This window comes from Vibrio sp. 10N.222.55.B11, assembly GCF_041473705.1.
Taxonomy (GTDB): Bacteria; Pseudomonadota; Gammaproteobacteria; order Enterobacterales; family Vibrionaceae; genus Vibrio; species Vibrio crassostreae_C.
In genome coordinates this window covers 184,402-197,601 of record NZ_JBFRST010000008.1, presented here as the reverse complement: position 1 = coordinate 197,601, position 13,200 = coordinate 184,402, and the positions used below count along the sequence as shown (strand labels likewise).

Here is a 13,200-nt window from a genome sequence, read left to right as displayed (position 1 = left end):
AGTAAGACACACCCTGGAGGGGTTCCCGAGTGGCCAAAGGGAGCAGACTGTAAATCTGCCGGCACTGCCTTCGATGGTTCGAATCCGTCTCCCTCCACCATATTCTCCTTAATTGGAAAATCGAAAAGCCAACTCATTGAGTTGGCTTTTTTCGTTTCTGAGCTTTATCTCTTACTAAACGTGTCTTCTAAAACAACCCTCAACTTCCTAAACACTAACCCGCTCCTACAAATAACTAAGCGATCTAGCCCATTCAAACATCAGTGATCCCATACTTCTGCATGACGCTCACAAGCCAGATAAGCAGCGCAGCCTAAACAATGGGTCGATATATGTTCTTCGCATTCGTTCGCAATTATCTGTTTCTGCTGCAAAGTAACCTCAGGCTCCAATACGGGTTCAAAGAACTTTGTCATTACTCATTACATCCAAATAAAATCAGTTAGTTAGTCTCAGGTTAATTCAATCTTTAACTAAGATACATATCATTAGACGCAAAAAAGCCCCTGCTGATTTCTCAGCAGGGGCTTTCTATTATTTGGTGTCATTCCGAATAACTACATTCTATTGATGTTGAGTTAAATCCTGGAATTAACCTTGAATACCAACAATTAACCAAGGTGCATTGTTAGTTGTTAGGTCACGCTCTAGGTGCCAGATATCAGTGATATCTTCTTCGATGCCATCCGCTGTGTCACGGTAACGACCGCTAAACTGAAGGCTTAGCTGTGCTTTGCTACCATCGTGGTCTGCGCGAACGATTTCAGCATCAACGTACATTACGTCTGTGTGCTGATCACCGTCTAGCTTATTACGCTCAGCTTTTAGGTCTTCAAATAGGCTTGGAGATACGTATTCTTCAATCGTGTTTAGCTCATTGTGGTTCCATGCACCTTGCAGTGTACGGTAGTGCTCACGAGAACCGTTGATGAATGCCGCTTGATCAAAGCCCGGTGGGTAGTTATGTGGAACATCGCTTTGTGCACCAAAACCGAAACCACCAGCAGTGCCTTGTGATTGAGGTTGTGCTTGCTCGAAGTTATGAACATTTGGTTGTTGCTTAGGTTGTTCAAACTTGTTCTGACCCATGCCGCCGAATGCTGGCTGTTGGCCACGTGCATTCTGCTGATTCATTGAGCCCTGCTTCGCGCCCAACATTCCACGTAGGAATTTAAACGCTAGGAAAGCAATCAGACCCATGATCAGAATATCCATGAACTGGATACCTTCAAATGCGCCACCAAAGAATGCAGCTAAAAGACCACCAGCAAGTAAACCACCTAGCAGACCGCCCATAAGGCCTTTCTTGCTAGAGTTAGCTGCTGTGTTCTTACCTGTTTGATCTTGACGGATCGAATTCGTGTTTTGTTGTTTTGGTGCTGGAGCCGTTTTAAAGCTTTTGCCAAATGACTTACCACCACCAAACTTTTTCGCTTCCGCGATTGGCGTCACCGCGACTGTTACCAACAGGATCGCGACTAGTGAGAAAAATCGTTTCATTATTATCCTTTATAGGTTTTTTATCTTTCGACACCTTAATCATACTCGTTAACAAAGAACAATGAAATATTCACCGTGTTTACACATGTATCATAATATTGCGGCTATTAATTGATTACTAAACTAGCGAAGGGATTGACGGCACTCAAGGGCAGCATTAAAATATTGAACGATGTTCATTTAATAGAAAGTCCCCATGGCAAGACGAAACGATCATACTCGCGAACAATTAGTGCAATTAACCTTAAAAACGGTAACCGACTTCTTAGAAGAGCACTCTTATCACGAGCTAAGTCTACGTAAAATCGCCAATATGATTGGTTACGTTCCAAGTACCTTAGTAAATGTATTTGGTAACTACAACCTACTGCTTTTGCATGTGGTCGCTCAAACATTAGATGAACTGGCGTCAGAATCCGCTGCAGCTGTTGAACAATCGAGCAACCCTCAACAAGCTCTATTCAACCTTGCCTACTGCTACCACGATTTTGCACAGAGACACCCTCACCGTTGGCAACTTATCTTTGAGCACAACATGAACGGTGAAAACCTTCCTGAATGGCAATCGAACCGCATCGATAGAATGACAGGCATGCTAGAGCAGTTGCTAGTAGCGATTGCTCCTGAACATACGAAAAGCGAAGTCGTTAAAGCCAGCCGTGTATTATGGTCTGGAGTACACGGAATTACTCTACTTAGCGTTGATGATAAATTTTTCGCCTCTGAGCCTATTGATGGTAAAGAGCTGATCAATAACCTAGTCTCAAACTACTTAACCAACTGGTAATCATCCAAGGAAAGACAATGAACAACAGCAGCCAATCTTCGCTGTTAACGCAAAAAAGGTTCCTACCCTACTTTATTACCCAATTTCTAGGAGCCTTTAACGACAACATATTCAAAAATGTCCTGTTACTGTTTGTTGCTTTCGCAAGCGTAGACACGCTGCCTATTTCCACCAATCTATTCATTAATTTGGCCGCTGGCCTTTTTATTCTACCCTTCTTCCTATTCTCTGCTTTAGCCGGTGTACTGGCTGACAAATACGAAAAATCGTGGTTTATCCGTAAAGTTAAGCTCCTCGAAGTAGTGATCATGTCACTGGGTGCGGTCGGTTTTATCTACGAAAGCTACGGAATATTACTTCTGCTCCTGTTCCTTATGGGAACGCAGAGTGCTTTCTTTGGTCCGGTGAAGTATGCCCTGCTTCCACAGCAGTTAGAAACAAAAGAACTGGTATCTGGTAACGCTCTCGTCGAGACAGGTACATTCTTAGCCATCCTGATTGGAACTCTCGGCGCAGGCATCATTGCATCTGAAGAAGGCGCGAAGCTCATTGCTGCGGTGTGTATTGTTTCGTTCGCCGTGCTTGGCTATGTATCAAGCTGGTTTATCCCACAAGCGCCAAGTAATGCACCAGACCTTAAAGTAAAGTGGCAACCTGTAAAACTGACCCGCGCGACACTGGCGATTGCAAAAAAAGATCGCCCGACCTTTCAAGCTCTGATGTCTATCAGCTGGTTCTGGTTCCTTGGTGCGGCTTACCTAACTCAGTTTCCCAACTTCACTAAACTGCATCTAAACGGCACTGAAAGCTCCGTCGCCTTTTTACTGGCACTATTCTCGGTAGGCATTGCAATCGGCTCTTTAGCTTGTGATAAGTTATCTAATCACCGAATTGAAATCGGCATCGTGCCAATGGGCAGCTTAGGTATCTCGATCTTCGGTCTTCTGATGGCGATATCCATCCCGGAGTCTTTGCCTGACTTTAGTTCTTTCCATCAATTCGTAACCTACTCAGAGCTGTGGCCACTGTTTGCTTACCTTCTGCTTCTGGGTATCTCTGGCGGTGTCTTTATTGTTCCTCTGTATTCACTGATGCAGTTACGTGCCAAGCCCGACGAGCGTGCCCAAGTGATTGCCGGGCTCAATATCTACAACTCACTGTTCATGGTGGGAAGTGCGGTATTAGGTATTGTTTGCCTTAGTGTTCTAGATCTTTCAATTCCGCAGCTGTTTATCTTGCTCGCAGTGGGCAACACTTTGGTGATGCTGTACCTGTTTTATCAGGTGCCTATCTACGCTTTCCGCTTCTTTACGTGGGTGGTCACTCACACCATGTACAGAGTTAAACATAAGAACTTACATCACCTGCCAGAAAAGGGCGGTGCGTTGATTGTCTGCAACCATGTGAGTTATATGGATGCACTGCTGCTGAGTGCGGTTTGCCCTCGCTTGATCCGTTTTGTGATGGAAGAGGATTACACCAAGTTGCCGCCAATTCGACGCTTCTTGAAAAGAGCTGGGGTGATTCCAATCTCCGCGACCAACCGCAACTCGATTCGAAACGCTTTCAAAGAAGTAGAGCGTGCCCTGCATGAAGGTCACATCGTGTGTATTTTCCCAGAAGGAAAGCTCACCTCTGATGGCGAAATGGCTGAGTTCATGCGTGGTATGGAGCTGATCATCAAACGTTCCCCTGTCCCAGTGATTCCTATGGCTCTTAAAGGATTATGGGGTAGCTACTTTAGTCGTTACAAAGGCCGTGCCTGCAAAGGGTTACCCACTCGCTTCTGGACTAAGCTAGAGATAGAAGCTGGCGAGCCGATTTCACCTAAACAAGCCTCTTGTGAAACGCTTCGACAGTCAGTCTCTGACCTTCGCGGATCATTACGCTAGTTAACCAGCCCTTTATTCATATCAGTTGAACAAGCGTTAAGTTTTCCTTAACGTTTGTTCAATTCATTTAGACTTACTTATCATTTTATTGAACGTATAGTGGTCTCATCACAATAACGCCACAACAAAACAAGACTCTAAATACAATGAACCTAAAAAAGTCCGTTCCATTTTATCTTGCTGCACTGTTTTGCTTAACGCCTTGGGTTAGCTCACCGACAGCCCTGGTTATCGGTTTCCTGCTTGCTAGTTTAGGATTAGTCCCTGAACACTTGGAAGTCGGCAAGCTTACCAAAAAGCTACTGGCCTACTCTATTGTTGGCTTGGGTTTTGGTATTCAGTTTGAAAAAGCATTAGCAGTAACAGGCGATGGTATTGGGCTCATTGTAACGACGATTATCGGTACATTAGTCATTGGTTGGTTCTTGGCGAAACAAATGGGGCTAGACCGCACTACGGGCTATCTTATATCTTCTGGTACCGCGATTTGTGGTGGTAGCGCGATAGCAGCAGTGGCACCCGCGATCAAAGCAGACGATGAACAGATTGGCTTGGCATTAGCTACCGTATTCGTGTTGAACTCGGTTGCTCTATTCTTATTCCCGATGATTGGTCACGCGCTTGAGCTCAGCCAACAAACATTTGGTACTTGGGCAGCGATAGCGATTCACGATACGTCTTCTGTAGTAGGTGCAGCTTCAGCGTATGGCGAAGAAGCACTGACGACAGCGACAACATTGAAGCTCGCTCGCGCACTTTGGATCATCCCTATCGCTTTAATTAGTGCGATGATCTTCAAGAACGATCAAAAGAAGATTACGGTTCCCTACTTCATTTTCTTCTATTGCGCCGCTATCGCGGTGAGTGACTTACTGCCACAATTTGAGATGGTCTATCAAGGAATCTTTGATGTGTCTAAGCGAGCACTGGTCGTGTGTTTGTTCTTAATTGGCTGTGGTATTTCAGTTGAGAAGTTAAAAGCGGCAGGGCCGAAACCACTGATGTTTGGTATTACAATGTGGGTCATGATCTCAACGGGTTCATTGGCGTGGTTAACTCTCGCTTAGCCCGCATAGAAACGCTTTAGATGTTTGTTCGGTGAACTAGACACTCAAGTTAGCGAGCAACAAAACAAAAAGGCAAAGCTCCAATGGGCTTTGCCTTTATCGTTTGTGGTAAGGGTATTCTTTGTTGTAACAATCACGAATCAAACAGGGGCTTATCACTCTTCTTGCTCTCTCTTTTCATTAAAACAAGTACCACAACCAACACAAATGCGGTGAGTTCAGCCAACGAGCGAGTCAATCCTGACGAAGTGACCGCTTGGCCTATCTGCAGTAAAACCGCAATGATGAGGGCAATTTTCATAATAAGACCTTATTCTATAATCCGTTATTTATAGGGCTTATTATGATGGATGGTTATAAAGATAATAAATTCTGTTTTGAACTATCTAATTGCTAAATTAACTAACCGCCTGACAGCTTAGTCACCTAACAACTTCGCAAATAACGTCGAGGTAAGCGCTTACCTTTAACTCCTATGCTGAGACAACCAAGATGCCAATCCAGCGCGTGAGACCTTAATACCCTGTTGTTCTTGCTTAGGCATTCGATAATACTCAACAGGAAATTTGAACCGTTCAAGACGGCCATTCAATTGCTCAACAAACCACTCTTTGGTTGGCAAATCAGCACAATCCACAATAGCGACAGGTCGAAACCCGAACTCATCGTCTTCAATAGGAACAATAAACGCCTGATTAACCACAGACAACTGATTGAGTGCTCGCTCAATCTCTTCGCAATGAATGTTCTCACCACCAGAAATGAACTGATTATCAGCCCGACCAATAATCGACACTTGTTCGCCAAGCCACTCACCAAGATCTTTGCTATCAAACCAACCGCTCTTATCAACTAATGGCGTTAAGTTACCTTGATAGTAATACCCGGACGCGAGCGTCTCGCCACCAATAAAGATACGTTGTTCTTCAATTTTTAGCTGGCGATGGTTAAGGACAAAACCGGCGGTGCTGCCGGCATCAACGGGCTTCGCGGTCACGGTTGAAGCCGCTTCAGTCATGCCGTATCCAAGCCATGTTTCGATGCCCATTTGTTGAGCTTCGAGCCCAAGTGCTTCTGGTATATGACTACCACCCAAAAGTACATGCGTTAAAGTAAGTGCTTGCTTACTCTTTAACAATCGATGTAGTTGAGTAGCGACCAATGAAGCATGACTGCATTCTTCTATATCGGTTTCAAGCTGACCTGTGCCTATTTTGATGCAACCACCAGCCGCCAACCAACGATGAACTATCGCCAGCCCCGACACATGGTACATAGGTAAACTCAGTAACCACGTGTCACCTTGTTGATAACGAAACACCTCAAGCAGCCCTGACGCAGAGCATAGGTGCTGCTCAAGTGTATGAACGACCGCTTTTGGGTTTCCGGTAGAACCTGAAGTGAATACGATGCTCGCTAGATTTTGCGGATTGAAATTGGATTCTTGAGGTGTCGTTATCTGCTCATCATCACCATCAAACTTCAGTTCACTTAGGCAAGGCAAGGTCACCAACTGAGTATTCAAATCGGCAGTCTCTGATTGCTCTATTCCGCTATTGCCCAAGAGCCAAAGGTAGCTCTGTTGATCTGCTTGATATAAGGAATCGAGCTTTTGCTTCAGGCGTAAACTAGGCTGAGGCATCGTAAACGCACAAACCACACCCAAATTGAGTGCGGCAAGATAAACAGGGATCACTTCAGCTTGATTCTTACCAACAATCGTCAGTACATCACCTTCAGATAGGCCTTGATGAGATAGCTGTTGTTGGTACTCACTAACCAACACAAACACTTGCTGCCAAGTATAAGTGCGGTGAGTGGTCACTAACGCTGGTTGAAGTGGGTTTTGCTGCGCCCACTTTACCCAGAGCGGGGGATGATTAGATTGTGGGCGCATCATATGATAACCAAAAATAGATTAAGAACTTGTTAAGCTAACTAAATAGCCATTCAAATAGCTCGGTCTAAGAAGACCAAATCAATTGTTGCTTTTCAAGCGTAGAGACAGGCAACTGACAGCCCGGCCAAGAAACCTCTAGCTGCTGCTTGAACAAGCCAATCGTATCCAACCCCGGCACTTCATTTGGCAAATATTGCTGCGCCAGACGAGCAATCTGAGTCAGACCTAGGCTCGACTCAATGCTTGAGCTCAATACAGGTTTCATTCCAAGCTTCTGTGCTCGCTCAATGATTGCCACGCAACGCTCGACAGAACCAATAAGAGTTGGCTTGATCACGACTGCTTTAACACCAGTAAGGTCGCTAAGATCAAATTCCGGGCTGCGCACCGCTTCTTGCAGTGTCTCGTCCCACGCAATCGCCACACCATGGTCAATGGCAAAGGCCAAACTGTCTTCTGGCTTTTGGCAAGGCTCTTCGATAAAGCTTATACGCTGGCGCATTGACGGCGAAATGTATTTAATGAATTGCTTCGCTTTCTCTGGCTTCCACGCACGGTTGGCATCAAGTCTTAGAATCAAATCAGGGATCGACTCAAGGAATAAGCTAACCAACATGCCATCGCGAATCGCTTCGTAGAGGCCGACTTTCACTTTCGCGACCTTCTCGCCTACCATCTCATTCAATACAGGAATCAGTTCATCTGGATCGCCTGTACACAAAGGCGCCGCTTGGTAGTTACCTTGAGCGTTAAGATCGCCTCGCAATTCCATCATCGCCATTGAAAAGCCAAACGCGACAGAAGGATACAGCTCGTCGAAAGGCGTTTGAGGCTTATTGTGGCTCCAAAGCTCTAATTCGTGTTGAAGCTGAATGCCAGCTTGTTCGGCATCTTCTTGGCTAAAACCGGGCAAAGGCGCAACTTCGCCAAAACCAGTTTTACCATCACACTCAAGTTGGATGATATAGCCAACACGTTCGTTCAACTTATTGTCACGAAGAACCACACCACTATCCATAGGTAATTGATAACGGTAAAGTTTAGCGTGACGCTGAGAATTCACTGAGTTCATAAAGTTTCCTAAAAAACGGGGAACATCAAAACAAAACGAGCCGCTATTAGCGACTCATTTTGAAGAGGAGAAAGACTATGGATTACGCGGGAACTTGTCGAAGTCCGGTCGACGTTTCTCGTTGAATGCGTTGCGGCCTTCTTGGCCTTCCTCTGTCATGTAGAACATCATGGTTGCGTTACCAGCCAACTCTTGTAAGCCTGCTTGACCATCACAGTCAGCGTTCAGTGCCGCTTTCAAGCAACGCAGTGCCATTGGGCTGTGTTGAAGCACTTCACGACACCAACGAACTGTCTCTTTTTCTAGGTCAGCAACAGGAACAACGGTGTTTACAAGGCCCATGTCCAGTGCTTCTTGTGCATCGTAGAAGCGGCACAAGAACCAGATTTCACGTGCTTTCTTTTGACCAACGATACGAGCCATGTAAGAAGCACCCCAACCGCCATCGAAAGAACCCACTTTAGGACCCGTCTGACCGAACTGCGCGTTTTCAGCTGCAATAGTAAGGTCTGCCATCATGTGAAGTACATGACCGCCACCGACTGCCCAACCCGATACCGCTGCGATAACTGGTTTTGGACAAGTACGAATTTGACGTTGGAAATCAAGTACATTCAAGTGGTGCGTACCTGAGTCATCTTGGTAACCGCCGTAGTCACCACGGATACTTTGGTCACCACCAGAACAGAACGCCTTCTCACCAAGACCAGTCAAAATGATTACGCCAACTTTCTCGTCATAACGAGCATCAGCCAGTGCATTGATCATCTCTTTTACGGTTTGTGGACGGAACGCATTGTGCACTTGAGGGCGAGCAATCGTGATTTTCGCAATACCGTCATCAGACTTGTGGTATTGAATATCTTCATATTGACTGCTTTCATCGCGCCAGTTAACGGCTGCGTAAAGTTCTTCTTCTGTGATGCCTACTGTTTTAGCCATGATGATTCCCATTGTTCTATTAGAGAGCGCGACTAGCGTAGAGTCGCGACGGTGTTGCTCTGCTTTCTATAGCGCTTGATACGAGAGGTTCGCTCAGTCAGTTCATCAACGACTGGCGATACATTGGATGATCAGATTTGAAAACATCTCTGGTTGCTCAAAATGAACATTATGACCCGCGTAATCCACCTGACTATATTCAAAGCCACTATTCTCAGCTAGCTCCATGAATTTACGATCTTTTTCTCCACATACATAATGCAATAAATGCTCATGAGATTTCAATGTGGCACGTAAATCCGGTTGCTTAGCTAACGAAGTAGATAACAACATATTTGCTACGGATACTCCAAGGTTACCACTACGCTTTATGACCAAAGTTTGTCTTTGCTCATGATTTAGTGAAGAAAAGACGCTTTGTTGATACCAATCGTCTAAAACATCTTCAATCGACTGCTGTGCAAAGCGAACAGCCCATTGCGTATCGTGTACTAACCTTTGTGCTCTTTCTTCATCACATTCCAAGCCAAAGTTGCCACCTTCAATGATGACTTTCTCTAGGTTGAGTGCCTCAAAGCAAGGGCTTGTCACCCCATACATAGCGAGCCTTCCGCCCATAGAATACCCAATCACCACGATAGGATAATCGGCAGGAAGATCGTTGAGAGCCAGTTGGGATGTGATGCACTGGACAATTTTCTTACAGCAATGATCAAACCCTACCGGATCGATAAAGCGACTTTGTCCGTGTCCGGGCAAATCTATGCAAAGACGAGGAAAGTCTTCGAGGAAGGGGTGGCATGCACTCCAATCATCCCCGCTTCCGAGTAAACCATGTAAAAAAACAAGCAAAGGTTTGTCAGAAGATTCTTGTACTGCTGGGTAATAATTGGAGTAAAGCATGTAAAGTCCTTAGGCTAATGCCTCGGTGAGCATTGAGCTGAATTGCTTCAGCAAAGTAGACGCTTGTTCGGGAGGCGTCTTAACTTCTACGAGCAAGGTACCCTGACCTTGTTCAAAATGTTGTTCGATGAGCGTTTGATAGCAATTCAAGGTTTCTGGCGCCGCATAACCAAGATGGAATTGCGCAGCAGCATGTTCAAAATTGAAACCATGAGGCATTTGATATAGAGACTGTTTTTGTTGCTCAGGAACCGGCAAAAAATCAAAGATTGCCCCACCATCGTTATTGGTAACCACAATAACCATTGGTGTTGTGCTGTGAGTAAGTAGCGCCAGCGAATTTAGGTCGTACAACAAAGAGGTGTCACCAATCAGCATCATCAAAGGATTCTGGTTGGCTTTTATCACTCCCGCAGCCGTCGCCACCAAGCCATCAATGCCCGATGCACCGCGGTTGCTGTAGACTTGAGTCGCAGAGATTGATGACAGCATATCCACCAGCCTTACCATCAAGCTATTTCCCACAAAAAGCTCTCTGCCCTTAAGTCTAGACGACAAGTCAACGGCAACGCTCAACTCTGTCAGTTGGTCGTTATTAGAGATTTGCGCCAACGCTAACTGCTGAACCGTATTCGCGACTTTCGCCAAAGATGCCGCCCAGCCAGCATGTTCTCCCAACAGCGTTGGTAGATGTTGCTCTGATAACCAATGTTCGATATCAGCGACAATATGAGTTTGAGGCAGATGATCTTGATTAATACGATGTGCATCTGGTGAAACAACGATGTACTGCGATGAACAAAATGTGGCAGCTTGTTCTTTTACCCATTGGTTAAGACGCTTAGATACGATGCGCTCACCAAACTGGATAATAAAATCACACTGACTAAGCTGTGCTTTGGCTGCGTCACTTTGCATCCATAAATCATAGTGTTTCCAGTGACTACTGACACCCGATTGAGGGGCACAGAATACTGGCCAGCCCAAAGCTGTCGCAAACTGCTTGGCTTTAATTGCAGCTTCATTCTCGATAGAACCAATAATCACTGCGCCTTTACGAGCGACATAATCACTTGCTGAGACAGGCTGAGCGATTAAATGACTGGGCAAATAAGTGTTCGAGTAAAGGCAGGTTGAAGCTCTCCAAGCTGCCACGCTCTTTGTATAATCCGCATACATCTCGGCGCTATTAGCGGAATAAAGCGGTTCTGGGAACGGACAGTTGATATGAATAGCCCCACCGACGCTGCGCTGTTTCGCCAGTGCGTTATCAACCGACGTCAAAAGCCAATTCAAAGAAACTTGTGTCGTTGGACTTGGAAGGTTTAGTGCCGTTTCAACGTGAGACGAAAAGATACCCTGCTGCTGAATCGCTTGATTGGCACCACAGTCGACTAAATCAATCGGTCGATCGGAGGTCAACAAGATTAGCTTTTCTCGCGTTAATCCAGATTCAGCGGTCGCAGGAAGCAAATTCGCCACAGCAGTTCCCGATGTCACAATCACTGCAACCGGCTTGTTGCTAGCCTTTGCTAAACCTAACGCTAAAAATCCAAGACCACGCTCATCAAAGTGCGTGTGTAAGGTTAACTTGGGGTTAGCTTCAGCTTCGAGAGTTAACGGCGTTGAGCGAGAGCCCGGCGCAACACAAACATGTTCAACGCCATTGCGAGTAAGCTCTTCTAGTAACGTTTGACACCAAACTCTGTTTAATACGGCTTGGTCGTGATTCATGACGCGACACCCAATGGAGGGTGATCTGAAATTAAGCTAAGCAGAGTCGACATCTTCTTATTCAGCTCTTGCCACTCATGTTCGGCAACCGATCCCGGCACGATCCCCGCGCCAGCAAACAGTTGTACTTGATCGTTTACAATCAAGGCGCTTCGAATCGCCACGCAGAATTCCGCTCGCTGATGACTGATATAGCCTACAGAGCCTGCATACCAACCTCGTGCAAACGGTTCGTGTTCAAGAATGAAATCCATCGCCTCTTTACGAGGTAAACCCGCCACCGCAGCAGTTGGCTGTAAGGCAGCAAGCAACTGCACACCATTAACGCCATTGTTGAGCTGAGCATGGATATTGCGCTTCAAATGCTGCACCTTACGCAAGCGCACTAGACGCGCATCCTTTTCAACATGGACCGTTTGAGAATGAGGAGTGAGACGCTCAATGATGTCGTCGACCACATACTGGTTCTCATTGAGGTTTTTGCTGTCTTGAGAAAGCCAGTTGGCCAGTTCCATATCCTCAGTAGCGTTCTCTCCGCGACCAATGGTTCCAGCAAGCGCCTCGGTATCAAGCTCCGTACCATGTCGGCTATATAAGCGCTCTGGTGTCGAGCCAATGAAACTGTGTTTAGAATCCAGCACCAACATAAAGTGGAAACTGTGGTGATTTTGCAGATAGCTGGCTTTAAGTAATTGAGCTGCGCAGATAGGCGCATCGAGTTGCAGTGTGGTTTTACGTGCTAAAACGACTTTTTTGTACTCTTCATCGCTAATGCCTTGCAGCACTTTATCGACAAGGTTGCCCCACTGCTCTCTTTCTGGAACGTGATTGATCTGTTCAATATGGGCAGACAAAGGCGCCAATATCGCGGCTTCTACAGAAAGCTTATTCAAAGCATTAATAGAAGAAACGCGATCAGGGGACAAATTAACCGCCAGCGACCAAGTATTGTCAAAGCGGATCAATTCAACCTGAGGAAGGAAGAAAAACGACTCCATGCAGCGACGGTTCTTTGCGGTGTGCCCATCAAACGAGCGTCCACCCCAGATTCGTTGGTCTTCACCAAGAATAGCGTACGCGGGTGCAGGATCTGAAAACGTATGTAACTGTCCGAGCGCAACAACCTCTTCACGAGTGTCGCGTGACTGCCAGTAGAACTTAGGAAAGAGCGGTTGAGCATGAAGCCATTCTATAAATGCAAACGATGGTTTTTGCGTTAGAACTTCAACACAACGAACTTCGCTTGCTTGGGCATTTTGTACTCGCTCAATCAAAGCGGAGATAGTTTGCTGGAAATGTGACAAATCGACCTCGTTCACATCTAAATTATTATTATATTAGTTTGATACTTTATGGGCAGTACCCACTTAGATCAAGAATGTACTATATCTTTTCAACATTCC

The 13,200-nt window shown here is 45.8% G+C and carries 11 protein-coding genes and 1 tRNA gene; 4 read left to right on the top strand and 8 right to left on the bottom strand.

The window, feature by feature from the left end:
- Positions 1-15: 15 nt before the first annotated feature.
- A tRNA-Tyr gene (locus tag AB4503_RS05050) sits at positions 16-100 on the top strand.
- A gap of 491 nt (positions 101-591) precedes the next feature.
- On the opposite strand, the gene AB4503_RS05045 is transcribed toward AB4503_RS05050, so the two are convergent.
- On the bottom strand, positions 592-1,500 hold the full coding sequence (locus AB4503_RS05045) for a Tim44 domain-containing protein (RefSeq protein WP_372113825.1): 909 nt from the start codon (positions 1,498-1,500) through the stop codon (positions 592-594).
- Between the two features lie 196 nt (positions 1,501-1,696).
- Here AB4503_RS05045 and AB4503_RS05040 point away from each other — a divergent pair, with 196 nt between their 5' ends.
- The 3 genes from AB4503_RS05040 to AB4503_RS05030 all read left to right on the top strand — a co-directional run bounded on the left by AB4503_RS05040 (position 1,697) and on the right by AB4503_RS05030 (position 5,246).
- A complete protein-coding gene (locus AB4503_RS05040) occupies positions 1,697-2,287 on the top strand; it encodes a TetR/AcrR family transcriptional regulator (RefSeq protein WP_017064073.1) in 591 nt (196 codons plus the stop codon).
- Between the two features lie 17 nt (positions 2,288-2,304).
- Positions 2,305-4,179, top strand: a complete 1,875-nt coding sequence (locus AB4503_RS05035) for an MFS transporter (RefSeq protein ID WP_372113823.1) — start codon at positions 2,305-2,307, stop codon at positions 4,177-4,179.
- A gap of 146 nt (positions 4,180-4,325) precedes the next feature.
- A complete protein-coding gene (locus tag AB4503_RS05030) occupies positions 4,326-5,246 on the top strand; it encodes a YeiH family protein (RefSeq protein WP_017060176.1) in 921 nt (306 codons plus the stop codon).
- Between the two features lie 133 nt (positions 5,247-5,379).
- Here the strand turns inward: AB4503_RS05030 and AB4503_RS05025 are convergent, their stop codons facing one another.
- From AB4503_RS05025 to AB4503_RS04995, 7 genes are all read right to left on the bottom strand, one after another.
- Entirely contained in the window at positions 5,380-5,547 is a 168-nt protein-coding gene (locus tag AB4503_RS05025) for a hypothetical protein (protein ID WP_048664248.1), read from the bottom strand.
- A gap of 165 nt (positions 5,548-5,712) precedes the next feature.
- Positions 5,713-7,146, bottom strand: a complete 1,434-nt coding sequence (menE, locus tag AB4503_RS05020) for an o-succinylbenzoate--CoA ligase (RefSeq protein ID WP_372113821.1) — start codon at positions 7,144-7,146, stop codon at positions 5,713-5,715.
- 64 nt (positions 7,147-7,210) lie between these two features.
- On the bottom strand, positions 7,211-8,218 hold the full coding sequence (menC, locus tag AB4503_RS05015) for an o-succinylbenzoate synthase (RefSeq protein ID WP_065583687.1): 1,008 nt from the start codon (positions 8,216-8,218) through the stop codon (positions 7,211-7,213).
- Between the two features lie 75 nt (positions 8,219-8,293).
- Positions 8,294-9,160, bottom strand: coding sequence for a 1,4-dihydroxy-2-naphthoyl-CoA synthase (gene menB, locus AB4503_RS05010; protein ID WP_017064079.1), 867 nt, complete (start codon positions 9,158-9,160; stop codon positions 8,294-8,296).
- Between the two features lie 105 nt (positions 9,161-9,265).
- Positions 9,266-10,063, bottom strand: a complete 798-nt coding sequence (menH, locus tag AB4503_RS05005) for a 2-succinyl-6-hydroxy-2,4-cyclohexadiene-1-carboxylate synthase (protein WP_372113819.1) — start codon at positions 10,061-10,063, stop codon at positions 9,266-9,268.
- 9 nt (positions 10,064-10,072) lie between these two features.
- The gene (menD, locus tag AB4503_RS05000; RefSeq protein WP_372113817.1) at positions 10,073-11,797 is read right to left on the bottom strand and encodes a 2-succinyl-5-enolpyruvyl-6-hydroxy-3-cyclohexene-1-carboxylic-acid synthase; all 1,725 of its coding nucleotides are present in this window, start codon (positions 11,795-11,797) and stop codon (positions 10,073-10,075) included.
- A complete protein-coding gene (locus AB4503_RS04995; RefSeq protein WP_065583685.1) occupies positions 11,794-13,101 on the bottom strand; it encodes an isochorismate synthase MenF in 1,308 nt (435 codons plus the stop codon). The genes menD and AB4503_RS04995 overlap by 4 nt, the downstream gene beginning before the upstream one ends.
- Between the last annotated feature and the right edge of the window lie 99 nt (positions 13,102-13,200).